Below are 16,524 nucleotides of genomic sequence, written 5' to 3'. Positions count from 1 at the left end.
GTTGTATCCTTTTAAAAATGTAGAATTTAAGCCATATTTACTAACTAAGAATTTGATGTAGAAAAATAAAAAAAGTTAAAATCTAAACTCGATTTTAACTTTTTTATTGTGTAACTAAGGAATTTTAATCTCAATTATTGTCTGTTTGATTCACTTACAAACTGTGCAATTTTATCATTAAAATGTTCTTTTTGTAATAAATCTTCTAGTGCAATATGCATTCTGTATCTCCAATAATGAGGGAAAACCGCTGGATTATTGATTCTCTCGTCATCTGCATAAGGATTTACAATTTCATAATCTGTAGCAAAATACTCTTGAATTGGGAAAATCGCCAACATCGCTTGAGAATGCAAATGCTGTTTCATAATAATCTCTGCCAATTCTGGAAGAAGTTCCGAAGGTGCAGTTCCGTATTGATTCAATTGATTATTATAGTAATTCTGGGTGAGTTCTCGGTTTTCTTTCCACCATTGTCTTAATGTAGAACTGTCGTGAGAAGAAGCCGTAACTACGTTCATATAACCTGCATTTTGAGGATTGTAATACGGAACATCTTCTTTTGGCGAACGCTGAACTTTAAGCGCTGTAATTCCTAAAGCATCCATCACACCAGGAACACAATCTGGAACCAAACCTAAATCTTCGCCGCAAATTAACATATCTGTTGCTGAAAGCAGCATTGGTAATTTTTCCATGGCTTTTTCATGCCAAAGTCCATCTTGTCTTCTGAAGAAATAATCGATATACAATTCATGCAATGCATTCTTTTCCCAATCAGAAAGATGTTGGTATGAAGATGTTTTTTGAATATTAAATCTTGGATGATAAACAATGTCTTCGCCGTTATTTTCGGTTAAAAATAAAACATTTGCAGCAAGTGAAATCAGTTTCTCTTCCATCCAATCTCTAGGATGCGTTTTAAAATAATCTACTAATTTTCTTTGCGAATCATATTCTGGTTTGAAATGATACACTCCATTTTCTTGATATAAGAAATGTTCTGCAATCACCTCTTTTTCGTAACCGAAATTATCCCAAAGAATTTGGTCATTGATAAAAGGGCTGCAATATCTATCATAATTAAATGGAATATGTCTTGCCGAAAACTCTTGCAAAGTCACAGGAACCGCAGGATAAAAATACCCTAAAATTCCTTGTGTAGCAGTCATTGGCATTCTCCAAATTCTGAAAAACCCTAGAATATGGTCTATTCTCATTGCATCAAAATAGCGCGCAATTACGTTAAAGCGTTTTTTCCACCAATCGTAATTGTTTTCTTTCATTACTTCCCAATTATACGTTGGGAATTCCCAGTTTTGACCTAAATCAGAGAATTCATCAGGTGGTGCTCCTGCTTGAAAATCCATCCCGAAAAGTTCTGGCTCTGTCCACGCATCGGCAGAAAATCTGTAGATACCGATTGGTAAATCTCCTTTCAGAGAAATCCCTAAACCGTGAGTGTAATCTACAGCGTCTTTTAACTGCAAATGCAACTGATATTGCACCCAAGAATGAAGCATTACGCCTTCAAATTCGGCATGTTTTGCATCAAAAAATTGAGAAATTTTTCCTGCAACGTATTTTTTATGCGTTTTCCAATTGTTAAAATTCGGAGTGTTATTTTTGTCTCTTAAAACACAAAAAGCAGCATAAGGTTTCAGCCAATCTGCATTTTCTTTCAAGAATTTCAAGAAATCTTTGTCTTTAAGAATTTCAGATTTATTTTCTTCAAAAACAGCTTTGATGAATTTCCATTTTCCTGAAATCATTTGTTCATAATCCACAAACTTTTCAGCATTTAGTTCATCTTTCTTGTGCTTATATTCTACTTTTAAATTTTCTGGAATTGAAAATTGCAGATTCTCTAAACTCAAATACTGTGGATGCAGTGCATAAACCGAAATCGCCGCATAAGGATAAGAATCCGTCCAACTGTAATTAGCGGTAGTATCATTAATTGGCAAAATCTGAATGATAGAAAGATGGGTTTTATGTGCCCAATCTGCTAATTTTTTAATATCTGCAAACTCACCAACTCCAAAACCTTTTTCGCTTCTTAAACTGAAAACAGGAATGGCAACTCCAGCTGCTTTGTATAATTGTTCGGCATTAAATCTGAAATAATGATCTGCGTGAACTTGCAAAACTTCCGCATCCTGATTAGGGAAAGCTAATCTGTTTTCGCCGTATTCTACAGCAATAACTTCGCCTTTTTTCTCGTCGAAAATCCCGTATTTATACTGTACAAATTCTTTTTGTTTTTTTAAATCTACCGCCAATTCCCAAACGCCAACAGAAGTTTGAGCCATTTTTGGAGCGTCTGCATAATTCCAGTTTCCTAAAGTTTCATTATTTCCCAAAATCACCATTTTCCAATCAGGCGAATACAACGGAGCTTCTATTCTAAAATGATGCGTATGTTTTTTAAGAATTGCAACTTTCTCGGCTTTTAAATCTCCTAGTTTATTTTGAAGAATTTTATTATTGAGATAGTTTTCGGGGAAATTTTTATTGTTCCAGACATCGTAAATATTATACTCTTGGAAATTATTCACAAAATTCAATCGATGATGACAAATCTCCTCATTAATGATTTGATTATTAGCATCTAGAACCAAATATTTGTATTCTATAGATTTAGAGAAAAAATCGATTTCGCCCTTCCAATTTCTATTATCCGAGAAATGAAGGTCATGTGTTTTCACATTTTTCCCTTCAGAAACTTGAATGGCTAACTTCTGCCCAAACTCAGTTCCATAATTAATAGTGAAATATAATTTCATTTTTTTCGTTTTTCAACTCACGAATTTACAAAAATATATATGCTTTAGAAAAAATTAATTATATGATTTTTAATTTGTTTCTGATAATTTATGCCTTTAAATAAAGGGATTTAATGTCTCTTTATGATATAATAATATTTAGTAAAGTATCTAAAAAATTAAGGTATTTTAAAAAATTCTATTCTGTTGAAAATTTATCCTTTTTAGTGAAAAGTATTCCCAATTTACAATCAGGAGTTATTTTCAAGAAAACAAAAAACCCTTTCTGCATTTAGAACACAAAAAGGGTCTATTATAAAAATTTATTTTTTTTTAATTTAAAACGTAAGAAGTTCCTTCTCTTCCGTCTTTCAGTTCTATACCTTGTTCTAATAACTTATCACGAATTTGGTCAGAAAGTTCAAAATTTTTGGCTTTTCTGGCTTGATTTCTAAGTTCTATGAGCACTTGTAATGTTTGGTCTAATTTTGAATTGTTATTTTCTTCAATATTTTGTAAACCTAGAACATCAAACACAAAAGCATTCATCAAGGTTTTTAATTCTTCTAAATCTTCCGAAGAAATAGACTCTTTTCCATCTTTTAGTTTGAAAATAAAACTTACTGCTTCAAAAAGATGAGAAATTAAAATTGGCGAATTGAAATCGTCATTCAAAGCATCATAACATTTCTGTTTCCATTCTTTTAGGTCAAAACTAGAAGACGCTTCGACTCCACTCAGCGTGACAGTGTTTAAAACTTTCAAACTTTCCATTAAACGTTGGAAACCTTTTTCTGAAGCCAACATCGCTTCGTTTGAAATATCAAGAACGCTTCTGTAATGCGCTTGTAAAAAATTAAAACGAACTACAGTTGGATGAAACGGTTTTTCAAAAAAATCATTTTCACCGGAAATTAATTGCTGCGGTAGAATGTAGTTTCCTGTAGATTTACTCATTCTTTGTCCGTTCATGGTCAGCATATTCGCGTGCAACCAATATTTCACTGGCGAAACTCCGTTGCAACCTTTTCCTTGAGCAATTTCGCATTCGTGGTGCGGAAATTTAAGATCCATTCCACCTCCGTGAATATCAAATTGTTCGCCTAAATACTTGGTAGACATCGCAGTACATTCTAGATGCCAACCTGGGAAACCTTCGCCCCAAGGTGAAATCCATTTCATAATATGTTCTGGTGAAGCTTTTTTCCAAAGGGCAAAATCTTGTGGATTTTTCTTTTCGTTTTGTCCGTCTAAATCACGAGTATTGGCAAAAAGTTCGTCTATATTTCTTTTAGAAAGTTCGCCGTAATTTCCGCCTTTTTCGTTGTAAGCACGCACATCAAAATAAACAGAACCGTTGCTTTCATAAGCCAAACCTTTTTCGATTAAATCTTTGGTTAATTCAATTTGTTCGATAATGTGACCAGTTGCAGTAGGCTCAATCGTTGGAGGCAAAAGATTAAATTTTTCTAAAACTTTATGAAAATCTACAGTATATTTTTGTACAATTTCCATAGGTTCTAGTTTTTCTAGGCGAGATTGCTTAACGAAACGGTCGTTATTTACATCTCCATCGTCTGTTAAATGTCCTGCATCTGTAATATTTCTTACGTAACGAACATCATAACCCAAATGTTTCAAACTTCTATAAATAAAGTCGAAATTCATAAAAGTTCTCACATTTCCTAAGTGCACATTGCTGTAAACGGTTGGTCCACAAACGTACATTCCTACTTTGTTGCCGTTAATAGGTGTGAAAATTTCTTTTTCCGCAGAAAGCGAATTGTATATTTTAAGTTGCATTGAATTTTTATTTAATGATTGATAGATTTAAAAAAATGAAGAATTAAGATTTTATTTTATAAAAATCAGCAACAACAAATAATTATAGTTGTAAAAATCTGGTGTGATATTTTTTTAAATCTGGTCATAATACTATTTTAGATAAATTATTTAATCCAACTTCGCATGACTTCCTACATAATGTAAGAATTCTTGTCTGGTAATAGGATTGGTTCTAAAAATCCCGCTCAATTCTGCAGTAATGGTAGAACTTGCGGTATCTTTTATTCCTCTACAATTTACGCAAAGATGTTTCGCATCAATAATACAAGCTACATCTTTCGTTCCGAGTGCTTCTTTCAGTGCATCTACAATCTGCATCGTTAATCTTTCCTGCACTTGCGGACGTTTTGCATAATAATCAACAATTCTATTGATTTTAGAAAGCCCAATTACGTCTCCGTTTGAAATATACGCAACGTGCGCTTTGCCAATAATCGGTAAAAAATGATGTTCACAGAAAGAATACACCGTGATATCTTTCTCTACCAGCATTTGTCTATACTTATATTTATTGCTGAAAGTAGAAATCCCTGGTTTGTTTTCTGGCAAAAGTCCACCAAAAATTTCGTTCACATACATCTTTGCGACACGTTTTGGTGAATCTTTAAGAGAATCATCGGTCATATCAAGACCTAAAGTGTGCATAATCTCTGCAAACTTTTCTTCTATAATTTTTATTTTTTCTTCTGGTGTTTTTACAAAAGCATCCTCACGAAGCGGAGTATGGTCTTTGCCTGTAAAAACATCATCATCGTTTTCAAAAAAGTTACTCATAGTCTGAAATAATGTCACAAAATTAAGAATTAATCTCTAAATCATATTACTAAAATATTATTAGACTGATTTACAATAATTTAAAATCAAAATATGTGAAAAAAATTTGTATTGGCACAGAATTTTATATATTTGCACTTGAATTAACAAAAATTTTTAAAACAAATTGCTATGTCAGACATTACATCAAGAGTAAAAGCTATCATCGCAGATAAGCTAGACGTGGAAGAAACAGAAGTAACTCCTGAAGCAAGCTTCACTAATGATTTAGGTGCAGATTCTTTAGATACTGTAGAATTAATTATGGAATTTGAAAAAGAATTCAACATTCAGATTCCTGATGATCAAGCAGAAAAAATCACTACTGTAGGTCACGCAATCGCTTATATTGAAGAAGTTATCAAACAATAATTTTTATTACAAAAATTAACAAAACTATGGAATTGAAGAGAGTTGTAGTAACAGGATTTGGTGCAATTACACCAATTGGTAATAATGCTCAAGAGTATTGGGAAAACCTTGTAAAAGGCGTAAGTGGCGCTGCTCCTATCACTCTCTTCGATTCTACTAACTTCAAAACAAAATTTGCTTGTGAGGTAAAAAACTTCAATCCTTTAGATCATTTTGAGAAAAAGGAAGCAAAAAAAATGGACCGAAACACTCAACTCGGTGTGGTGGCAGCTCGTGAAGCTGTTTCACATTCTAGAATTATCGAAGATCAAGTAGATAAAAACAGAGTTGGTGTAATCTGGGGCTCAGGAATTGGAGGTTTAGAAACTTTCGAAACCGAAGTTCTAGGCTGGGCAAAATCTGAAGGAATACCTAGATTTAATCCTTTCTTCATTCCAAAAATGATTGCGGATATTACTCCGGGTCACATTTCTATGGAATACGGGTTTCACGGACCTAATTACACTACAGTTTCTGCGTGTGCATCTTCTGCAAATGCTTTGATAGATGCTAAAATGCTTCTTCAGTTAGGAAAAGCAGACGTAATTGTATGTGGAGGTTCAGAAGCTGCTGTTACCGCTTCAGGAATGGGAGGATTTAATTCTATGATGGCTCTTTCTACAAGAAATGATGATTATAAAACTGCTTCTAGACCTTTTGACAAAGACAGAGATGGATTCGTGTTAGGAGAAGGTGCAGGTTGTATCATCCTTGAAGAATATGAACATGCTAAAAAACGTGGTGCTACCATTTATGCAGAACTTGCAGGTGGTGGTTTAAGTGCAGATGCATATCATATGACAGCACCTCACCCAGAAGGTTTGGGCGCTTATTTAGTAATGAAAAATTGTTTAGAAGACGCAGGATTAACTCCAAATGAAGTAGACCACATCAATATGCATGGTACCTCTACTCCATTAGGAGACATTGCTGAATCTAATGCAATTGCCAGACTATTAGGCGAACATGCATATGATATTCAAATCAACTCTACTAAATCTATGACTGGTCACCTTCTAGGTGCAGCTGGTGTAATAGAAGCTATAGCAGCGTTAGGAACTATTTTACATGGTATTGTTCCTCCTACTATTAACCATTTTACTGATGACGAAAACATAGACAGCAGATTAGATTTTACGTTTAATCATCCTGTGAAAAAAGATGTAAAAGTAGCCATGAGTAACACCTTTGGTTTCGGAGGTCACAATGCTTGCGTTCTATTCAAGAAATTATAATGGGCTTAAAAAATTCATTACAAAAATTTCTACTTAAAAGACCTTTCAAAAAAAAGACTGAAAAAGAAAAGCTACTTTCTGCCAGAGTTAGTAAAATAATTGGGCAGAATGTGAAAAATCTTGATTACTATCATGAAGCTTTTTCTCTGAAAATTCCTAATAAAACTACGGGAGCCAAAAACTACGAAAGATTAGAATTTTTAGGAGATGCAGTCTTAGGAAGCATCATTTCTTGCTACCTTTATAAAAATTATCCTGTTGCCAATGAAGGATTTCTTACCCAAATGAAATCAAAAATTGTCAATCGAAAAAACCTTAACTCTCTAGGCGAAAAACTGAAGCTTACAGATTTTATTCAAAATGGTGGAAATGGTAATTTAGGTGAAAACATTTCGGGGAATCTCTTCGAAGCCTTTATTGGTGCGCTATATTTAGACACCAATTATGAAACTTGCGAAAAAATTGTTTTAGAAAAATTGTTTACCGATAAACATATAGAAAAACTAGAAAACAAAATCGTAAGTTACAAAGGATTATTGCTAGAATGGAGCCAAAAGAAAAAGGTGACTATCAAATATGATATCACCGAAGAAACTTTGCCCAATAAGAGCCTTCTATTTAAGAGTTGCATCTACTTAAATAATGTAAAAATCTCTTCTGCCACAGAAACTTCTAAGAAAAAAGCAGAAGAAAAAGCAGCACAAAGAGCGTTTTACTCCTTAAATAAAAAAGAACACATTGTTGAAAAACAAAAAAATATTTCTTGACCTAGAAGATGATGAACCAATGGACATTGGTTTACTAAGATTGGCTAAAAAATTACCCGATCACGAAATATTTTTCGAAATTAACAAAATAAATCCCTTCCAATTCGTAAGAACAGACGACTTAAAAATAAAACAGTTTTGTTTTACAAAATTCGAAGGATATCACAAAGAAACTAAAAATTGCTATTCTATAGTATCTAACAAATCAGCACCATTACGAAAAAAAACAGACAACGAACTCTTTGCACAGACTGAAGAAATAAAATTTCTGATGCCCAAAAATAAAGATGTAGACTACATTATTTATGCAAAGGATAGTTTTAAAGATTTTTCACTAATTTTGCTGCCAGAAAACATCATGTTTCAAATACAAGATTTTTCTTTACAACCCAATAGCGAACTATACAAGCTAATTAATTATTATGAATAAGAGAGCGAAAAAAACCAAAGTAATCGCAACATTAGGACCTGCTTCTTCTACGAAAGAAATCATGCTAGAACTGGTAAAAGCTGGAGCCGATGTTTTTAGAATAAATTTTTCTCATGCCGATTACGAACTGGTTAAGAGAAATGTAGACATTATTAGAGAAATCAATCAAGAATACGGTTATAACATCTCTATTTTAGGAGATTTACAAGGTCCTAAATTAAGAGTAGGTGTGGTAAAAGAAGGTTCTTTCCTTAATCCAGGAGACGTACTTACCTTTACCAATGAGCCTTGCGAAGGAGATTCTACCAAAGTATTCATGACTTACGAAAAATTCCCGCAAGACGTAAAAGTTGGCGAAAGAATCCTTATTGACGATGGGAAATTGGTTTTCGAAGTCATCGAAACCAACCAAAAAGATACGGTAAAAGCAAAAACGATTCAAGGTGGACCATTAAGCTCTAAAAAAGGAGTGAATTTACCGAACACTAATGTTTCTCTTCCTGCTTTGACAGAAAAAGACATCGAAGATGCTAAATTCATGATTGAAAATGAATTCGACTGGATTGCACTTTCATTCGTTCGTCATGCTCAAGACATTATTGATTTAAAGAAATTAATTGAAGCGCATTCTGATTTCAAAATTCCAATTATTGCAAAAATTGAAAAACCAGAAGGTGTAAAAAATATTGACGAAATTCTTCTAGAATGTGACGGATTAATGGTTGCACGTGGAGATTTAGGAGTAGAAGTTCCAATGGAAGAAGTTCCTGTCATTCAGAAAAAATTAGTAGACAAAGCCAGATATTACTCTAAACCAGTAATTATCGCTACGCAAATGATGGAAACCATGATCAGTAGCCTTACTCCAACTAGAGCCGAAGTAAATGACGTGGCAAACAACGTGTTAGACGGTGCTGATGCAGTGATGCTTTCTGGTGAAACTTCTGTAGGAAAATATCCAGTAGATGTAGTTAAAAACATTACAAAGATTATTAAGAATATAGAATCTACTAATCTTTACGAAAAGAAAAATGATATTATAGAAAAAATAACTTGTGTAGACGATCGTTTCGTAACAGATATGGTTTGTCTAAACGCAGTTAAAATTGCAGAAACTACTGGTGCAGCAGCCATTATTACGCTTACTCACTCTGGTTATACTGCTTTCCAAATTTCTGCACACAGACCTACTTCTAGAATTATCGTTTTCAGTTCTAACAGAAGAGTTCTTACCATGCTGAACCTTTTATGGGGAGTAAGAGCGTTCTACTATGACATGAACAAATCTACAGACGAAACGGTAATCCAAGTGAACATGTTAACTCACCATTACGGTTATGTAGAAAAAGGAGATTTTGTAGTAAATCTCAATGCAATGCCAGTTTATGAAGGTGGAAAAACCAATACACTCAGATTAACAACTATATAAAATGAAAGCTCCAAAATTTGGAGCTTTTTTATTTTTTAAAATTTCTAAAATTTACCGATAATGGTTTTGGGAGCGGTAAATTCTTTGAGTGCATACATAGACAATTCTACTCCATATCCAGAATTTTTTCTTCCGCCAAAAGGCAATCTTACATCTGAACGAAAAATTTGATTAATTGCCACGCTTCCGCTTTCTAAATTCTCTGCAAATAACAAAGCTCTTTCTTTATTTGAGGTGAAAACGGCGTTTCCTAATCCAAACATCGTATTATTGGCAATTTGTAAAGCTTCTTCATCATTTTTTACTTTAAAAACCATTGCCAATGGACCAAATAATTCTTCCTGAGCAATAGGATTATCTGGATTCATTTCTAAAATACCTGGTTTAAAAGCTATACTTCCTACAGATTCTAACGCTACAATAGCTTTCGCTCCGCTGTTAAGCGCTTTTTGATATTGTTTTTCTAAATCTGTAGCTAAATCTTCTCTCGCCATTAATCCTAATTTCGTTTCTTCATTCATAGGATTTTCTGGTTGATATTTTTGATACTCTTCTGTGAATTTTTCTACAAAATCTTGATATATTTTTTCGTAAATGATAAATCTTTTTCCTGCTACACAAGTTTGTCCATTATTCTGTAATCTTGCTTGTGCTCCATCTTTTGCAGCTTTTTCTACATCTGCATCTTCACAAACAATAAAAGCATCACTCCCGCCTAATTCCAAAACACATTTTTTTAAATTTTTCCCCGCGGTTTCGGCAATTTTTCTTCCTGCAGCTTCACTACCTGTGAGAGAAACGCCTCTGATAATAGGATTGGCAATCATTTCTTCAACTTCGGTGTGAGAAACTTTTAAAAAAGTAAAAATACCTTTTGGAAAACCTGCTTCTTCAAAAATTTCTTGCATGGTTACACCAGATTTTTCACAAATAGAAGCGTGTTTCAGCACAATTACATTTCCTGCTAAAATGGTAGGAACTGCAAATCTAATCGCTTGCCAAAAAGGAAAATTCCATGGCATAACGCCCAAAATAACGCCCAAAGGTTCGTGATGGATTTCGGAAATTTGAAACTCTGTTTCTAATTGTTCCGTTTTCAGTACATTTTCTGCGGCCGCATAATAATCACATAACGCCGCACATTTTTCTATTTCTGAAACCGATTGCGAAATGGGTTTATTCATTTCTTGGGTAATTATTGTCGCAAACTCTTGTTTTCTATTATTCAGAATTTCAGATAGTTGAGTGAAATATTTTTGTCTTTCTTCAAATGGAATTTTTTTCCATTTTTGGAAAGCGTCTTGAGAATTTTGTAATTTATTTTGAAGGAATTGTTCCATAATTTTTGATTAAAAAAGTGTACAAAGATACTGTACTAAAGCCTAAACGTGGTTTTGCCAAAGATAAAAATTTTAAATGCTTATCATTTAAAAAAGTGAAAATAAAACCGAAACCAATTTCTAGCCCTGATTGAGCGACATGTTTGAGCTCTTTTTGTTTTTTTTAGATATTTCGAATTCGCTCAATATGACAAAAAAAAAAAACAAAAAAGCGAGTAGCGAAAGCAGGACTGAAAGTGAAAGAAAATATAAACGTGTTGCTTCTAAATCATAAACCACTCATTTACCAAACTGGCGGCCAATCTGGCGGTTCTCTCGGCAATATCAAAATCTGGATTTACCTCGGCAACATCTAGCGCGACCAATTTTTCTGACTTCAAAATATGTCTGTAAAAATGCAGAAAAGTGGCATCTGAAAAGATTCCGTTGTACGCAGCAGCCGAAACTCCGGGCGCAATAGACGCGTTGAAAACATCCATACAAATGGTGAGGTACAATTGGTCTACCGAAAGAATTAGTTCATCTATTTGCTGATAGATTTTAGAAAGATTTTCGAAGAAAATTTCGTCTGCCAAAATATATTTCATGCCGAATTGATGAGCAGTATCAAACAATTTGAGTGTATTAGAATTTTTCTGAATCCCGATGTGCAATGAATGAATTTCTCCTTCTTGGGCGATTTGCCAAAAACCCGTTCCAGAGCTTGCTCCTACTCCATTTTCGGGTTCACGGTTATCAAAATGTGCATCGAGATTGATGATACCAATTTTTTGGTTGGGAAATGCTTTTTTGATACCAGAATAATGCGCAAAAGTCAATTCATGGCCGCCACCTAAAACAATTGATTTTCCATTTTTTTGCAGAATTTTAGAAACTTTTTCAGCAAGATTTTCTTGAGTATTTTCTAAATTTCGGTCTTCGCTAGTGATATTTCCGAAATCTAATAATTTAAAATCTGGAGAAACTACAGGAAAATTGCTCATATTTTTTCGGATGATGTCTGGAGCTTTGGCAGCGCCAACTCTTCCTTTGTTTCTTCTAACGCCTTCATCTACCGCAAAACCATACAAAACGAAATTATTCGGTGAAATATTTTCATAGTTCTCCACTATTTCTACTCGTTGGAATACTCTGTGATGAAGCGGTGAATCTCCATCGTTACGTCCTTGCCAAATGTTGTCCATGTTTAATTAAATTTTTTCTCCATCAATATACACTTCATTCGCCATTAAACTTCCTTGGTTGTATAAAATATTCTGAAAATTATCGGTTTCAAAAACTACGAAATCTGCCTTCATTCCTTTTTTCAGAATTCCTCTATCAGTCAAATTTAATGCTTTTGCAGCACGGAATGTAATTCCAGCCAAAACTTCGGCAGTGCTTAATTTTTGAAAAGTGGCTAAAATGGAAGCTTGGGTAATGAGATTTCCCATCGGTGCAGAACCAGGATTCCAATCACTTGCAATAGCGAGAATTCCGTTTTTATCTAAAATTTTTCTCGCTGGGGTAAAAGGTTCTCCCAAACCTAAACTCGCACCAGGAAGTGCAACTGCAACGGATTCTGAATTGGCTAAATATTGTATATCTTCATCAATTGTCGCTTCTAAATGGTCTGCTGAAACAGCACCAACTTCCACTGCAATTCTAGAACTTCCCGCTGTAAATTGGTCTGCATGAACGGTGATTTCAAAACCTAATTCCTTTGCTTTTTCTAAAAATTTTCGACTTTCTTCTGGTTGAAATGCAGATTTTTCGATGAAAATATCTACTCTTTTCGCTAAATTTTCTTCTTTTACTTTTGGTAGAATTTCATCTACAATATATTGTAAGTATTCTTCATTATTTCCTTCAAAATCTCTTGGTTTTAAATGGGCAGAAAGACAAGTTGGGACTAAAGTTGCTTTGGTTTTAGTTTGCGCCTGTTGAATCACACGAAGCATTTTCAGTTCACTTTCTACATTCAATCCGTAACCAGATTTGATTTCAATAGTCGTAATTCCCAATGAAATTAATCGATTTATTCTTTCTAAAAGCGTTTCTAAAAGTTCTTTTTCGGAAGCATTTCTGGTATGCTGAACCGAACTCCAAATTCCACCGCCTTTTTCTGCAATTTCTAGATAAGTTTTCCCCGCATTTCGCATCGCAAAATCATTGGCTCTGTTTCCTCCAAAACAAATATGTGTGTGACAATCTATGAATGCGGGAAGAAGGATTTGAGGTTCGAGATTCGAGGTTCGAGGTTCGAGTTCAGCGTTTGGGAAGTCAGATTTCAATTTTTCAAAATCATCAACTTCTTCAATTAAGGTGTTATTATTAATTAAAATTCCGCCGTTTTCGATAATTTCTAATTGTTCATCAGAGAGTTTTCCTCGAAGTGGAAGATTATTGAGTGTAAGAATTTGTTTGAAAGGACCGATTAGTTTCATAATTGTAAAAATAAACAATTTGTTCTTTTGTCTTGATACAAAAGAACCAAAAATTGCCTCCTTTATGTCGGCGAATACTATTTCAAGACTTGAATTCTCGGCTAAAAATTTCTAAATAATTCTAAAATCCCTGAAACTCGCTCCACCACAAACCCAACAATGCTCAAACAGCAGAAACTTTTTAACGAATTATTTCAAAATTTTCTTAACGCCTCCGAATTCTATGTCGTAAATTGAGTAAAAAAGAATAAATTTGAAGATATAATTTTCACTGATGCCAGATTTTTTACACGCAGATAAAGAAAATTTCTCTGATGAGGAATTAATGCAGGAAGAACAGATTCGCCCACAAAGTTTTAAGGATTTTGCGGGACAAAGAAAAACGTTGGAAAATTTAGAGGTTTTCGTGGCGGCTGCTAAAAATAGAGGTGGCGCTTTAGACCACGTGCTTTTACATGGGCCTCCAGGTTTGGGAAAAACTACTTTGGCGCATATTATTGCCAATGAATTGGGTGTAAATTGTAAAATTACTTCTGGGCCAGTTTTAGATAAACCTGGGAGTTTGGCTGGACTTTTAACAAATTTGGAAGAAAACGACGTGCTTTTCATTGATGAGATTCACAGACTTTCACCCGTGGTTGAAGAATATTTGTATTCTGCGATGGAAGATTATAAAATCGACATTATGCTGGAAACAGGCCCAAATGCTCGTTCTGTACAAATTGGCTTGAACCCTTTTACATTAGTTGGTGCTACCACTCGTTCTGGAATGCTTACAAAACCAATGTTAGCAAGATTCGGGATTCAATCTCGATTAGAATATTACACGGTAGAACTTTTGGGAATAATTATCGAGAGAAGTGCAAGAGTTTTGGGCGTTCCTATTTATGAAGATGCTGCACTGGAAATTGCAAGAAGAAGCAGAGGAACTCCGAGAATTGCCAATGCACTTTTGCGCAGAGTTCGAGATTTTGCAGAAATTAAAGGAAACGGTGAAATTGAAATAGAGATTACCAAGTTTGCACTCAATTCTCTGAATGTAGATGAATATGGATTGGATGACATGGACAATAAAATTATGCGTGTGATGATCGAAAATTTCAAAGGAAAACCAGTTGGGATTTCTGCTTTGGCAACTTCTATTGGCGAAAATCCTGAAACTTTGGAAGAAGTTTATGAACCGTTTTTAATTCAGGAAGGTTTCATCATTAGAACTCCAAGAGGAAGAGAAGTGACGGAAAAAGCTTACAAACATTTAGGAATTTCGAGGCCGAAAAACCCAGGAGAACTTTTTTAGGTTGAGGCAAAGAGTTAGGTTAAGAAAATGAAAAATATAAACTATCAGAAAATTAATTAAATTAGCAAAAATCACACTTTATATGAAACTTTACCCTATACAATGCGGAAATTTTAAATTAGATGGCGGTGCTATGTTTGGCGTCGTCCCGAAATCTCTTTGGGAACGTACTAATCCTGCAGATTCTAAAAATTTAATCGAACTAGGGACTCGTTCTCTTTTGGTGGAAGATGGCAAAAAACTCATCTTAATAGACTGTGGATTAGGAAATAAGCAAGATGAGAAGTTTTTCGGGCATTATTCGCTTTATGGAGACGAATCTTTAGACAAAAATTTAAAAAAATTCGGGTTTGTAAGAGAAGACATTACAGATGTTTTCTTGACACACCTTCACTTTGACCATTGTGGTGGCGCCATTGAGTGGAATGATGACAAAACAGGTTATAGACCAGCATTTAAAAACGCACAGTTTTGGACTAATGAAAATCATTGGCAATGGGCAACTGAACCCAATCCAAGAGAAAAAGCAAGTTTCTTGAAGGAAAACATTTTACCGATGCAAGAAAGCGGACAATTGCAATTTCTGCCTACTCCAAAAACGGGAAATTATGGTTTCGCACCAGATTTGAAAATGGACGTGATCTTTGTAGACGGACACACCGAAAAACAAATGCTTCCTGTGATTCAATATCAAGAAAAAACGATTGTTTTTGCAGCAGATCTCATTCCAACAGCTGGGCACATTCCGCAAGTTTACGTGATGGGATATGACACGAGACCGCTTCTTACCATGGAAGAAAAAGGAAAATTTCTAAAACAATGTGTAGAGAATGAATACTTACTGTTCTTCGAACATGATGCACAAAACGAATTGGCAAGTCTGAAAATGACTGAAAAAGGCGTGAAGCTAGATGAAACTTTCAGTTTTAACGAAGTTTTTGGGTATTAGATATGAGTTACGAGATACCAGATACGAGTTCTGAAAAACCCGAAACCCGAAACCCGAAACTCGGAACTAAAATCATCGGAATTACGGGCGGAATAGGAAGTGGAAAATCTACGGTTTCTAAATTTATTGAAGAGCTGGGATTTCCTGTGTATGATTCTGATTTTTGGGCAAAAGAATTGGTGAATATAGACGAAAATCTAAAGTCTAGAATTATAGAACTTCTTGGCGAAGAATCTTATGATGAACACGGAAAATACAACCGAAAATTTGTTGCAGAAAAGGTTTTTAACCATCAAGAATTGCTTTTAAAACTGAACCAAATCATTCATCCTGCAGTAAAAATACATTTTGAAAATTGGGTAAATGCTCAAAACGCTGAATTTGTTTTCAAAGAAACGGCTTTACTTTTTGAATTAAAACTGAATGAAAGTTGTTATCATTCAATTTTGGTTACTGCTGATGAAAACATCAGAATAAAAAGAGTGATGGATAGAGATGGCAGAACATACCGAGAAGTAAAAGAAATCATCGATAAACAAATGCCTGAAGTTGATAAAGTAAAATTAGCTGATTTTGTGATCCAAAATAATACTGATTTAAAGACTTTAAAAGAATTTACTCAACAAGTTATAGACGAGTTAAAAAGAATGGATTTGTAAATTCTAATTTTCTAAAAATAAAAAAACCTTGAGATGAACTCAAGGTTTTCTTTTTTATATCATTGTCTAGTCCTGAAATAGCGATACACAAAAAAAACATCGTTATGAAAGAACATCAAGAACCGCTTTATATTAAGCGAACACAGAAAGATTACAGC

The 16,524-nt window shown here is 34.2% G+C and carries 14 protein-coding genes; 8 read left to right on the top strand and 6 right to left on the bottom strand.

Annotated elements, in window-relative coordinates:
- Positions 1-134 precede the first annotated feature (134 nt).
- The 3 genes from C3729_RS11220 to folE form a co-directional block, all read right to left on the bottom strand.
- The gene (locus C3729_RS11220) at positions 135-2,786 is read right to left on the bottom strand and encodes a 4-alpha-glucanotransferase (protein WP_104794238.1); all 2,652 of its coding nucleotides are present in this window, start codon (positions 2,784-2,786) and stop codon (positions 135-137) included.
- A gap of 312 nt (positions 2,787-3,098) precedes the next feature.
- A complete protein-coding gene (gene cysS / locus C3729_RS11215) occupies positions 3,099-4,568 on the bottom strand; it encodes a cysteine--tRNA ligase (protein ID WP_104794237.1) in 1,470 nt (489 codons plus the stop codon).
- Positions 4,569-4,718: 150 nt separating this feature from the next.
- On the bottom strand, positions 4,719-5,384 hold the full coding sequence (folE, locus tag C3729_RS11210; RefSeq protein WP_104794236.1) for a GTP cyclohydrolase I FolE: 666 nt from the start codon (positions 5,382-5,384) through the stop codon (positions 4,719-4,721).
- A 171-nt stretch (positions 5,385-5,555) separates the two neighbouring features.
- On the opposite strand from folE, the gene C3729_RS11205 reads away from it, so the two are divergent.
- The 5 genes from C3729_RS11205 to pyk are packed head-to-tail and all read left to right on the top strand — an operon-like array spanning position 5,556 to position 9,695.
- Positions 5,556-5,795 carry an acyl carrier protein gene (locus C3729_RS11205; RefSeq protein WP_069800766.1) on the top strand — a complete coding sequence of 80 codons (240 nt, stop codon included), beginning with the start codon at positions 5,556-5,558 and terminating at the stop codon, positions 5,793-5,795.
- 26 nt (positions 5,796-5,821) lie between these two features.
- Positions 5,822-7,069 (top strand): beta-ketoacyl-ACP synthase II, encoded by a 1,248-nt coding sequence (gene fabF / locus C3729_RS11200; RefSeq protein ID WP_104794235.1) that lies wholly within the window; start codon positions 5,822-5,824, stop codon positions 7,067-7,069.
- Entirely contained in the window at positions 7,069-7,836 is a 768-nt protein-coding gene (gene rnc / locus C3729_RS11195; RefSeq protein ID WP_104794234.1) for a ribonuclease III, read from the top strand. The genes fabF and rnc overlap by 1 nt, the downstream gene beginning before the upstream one ends.
- The gene (locus C3729_RS11190) at positions 7,811-8,266 is read left to right on the top strand and encodes an IPExxxVDY family protein (protein ID WP_104794233.1); all 456 of its coding nucleotides are present in this window, start codon (positions 7,811-7,813) and stop codon (positions 8,264-8,266) included. The genes rnc and C3729_RS11190 overlap by 26 nt, the downstream gene beginning before the upstream one ends.
- Entirely contained in the window at positions 8,259-9,695 is a 1,437-nt protein-coding gene (pyk, locus tag C3729_RS11185; protein WP_104794232.1) for a pyruvate kinase, read from the top strand. The genes C3729_RS11190 and pyk overlap by 8 nt, the downstream gene beginning before the upstream one ends.
- Before the next feature lie 44 nt (positions 9,696-9,739).
- Here the strand turns inward: pyk and C3729_RS11180 are convergent, their stop codons facing one another.
- From C3729_RS11180 to hutI, 3 genes are all read right to left on the bottom strand, one after another.
- A complete protein-coding gene (locus tag C3729_RS11180; protein WP_104794231.1) occupies positions 9,740-11,035 on the bottom strand; it encodes an NAD-dependent succinate-semialdehyde dehydrogenase in 1,296 nt (431 codons plus the stop codon).
- A gap of 263 nt (positions 11,036-11,298) precedes the next feature.
- Complete coding sequence (gene hutG, locus C3729_RS11175) at positions 11,299-12,219, bottom strand: formimidoylglutamase (protein ID WP_104794230.1); 921 nt, start codon at positions 12,217-12,219, stop codon at positions 11,299-11,301.
- A 6-nt stretch (positions 12,220-12,225) separates the two neighbouring features.
- Complete coding sequence (hutI, locus tag C3729_RS11170) at positions 12,226-13,461, bottom strand: imidazolonepropionase (RefSeq protein ID WP_104794229.1); 1,236 nt, start codon at positions 13,459-13,461, stop codon at positions 12,226-12,228.
- A 274-nt stretch (positions 13,462-13,735) separates the two neighbouring features.
- Between hutI and ruvB the strand changes: the two genes are divergently transcribed.
- The 3 genes from ruvB to coaE all read left to right on the top strand — a co-directional run bounded on the left by ruvB (position 13,736) and on the right by coaE (position 16,366).
- Entirely contained in the window at positions 13,736-14,758 is a 1,023-nt protein-coding gene (ruvB, locus tag C3729_RS11165; RefSeq protein WP_104794228.1) for a Holliday junction branch migration DNA helicase RuvB, read from the top strand.
- Positions 14,759-14,840: 82 nt separating this feature from the next.
- Entirely contained in the window at positions 14,841-15,707 is an 867-nt protein-coding gene (locus C3729_RS11160) for an MBL fold metallo-hydrolase (protein ID WP_104794227.1), read from the top strand.
- Between the two features lie 2 nt (positions 15,708-15,709).
- A complete protein-coding gene (coaE, locus tag C3729_RS11155; protein WP_104794226.1) occupies positions 15,710-16,366 on the top strand; it encodes a dephospho-CoA kinase in 657 nt (218 codons plus the stop codon).
- Positions 16,367-16,524 lie beyond the last annotated feature (158 nt).

This window comes from Cloacibacterium normanense (genome assembly GCF_002943105.1).
Taxonomy (GTDB): domain Bacteria; phylum Bacteroidota; class Bacteroidia; order Flavobacteriales; family Weeksellaceae; genus Cloacibacterium.
Note: the sequence above shows the minus strand (reverse complement) of the source record. Positions and strands in the feature narration are given on the sequence as shown.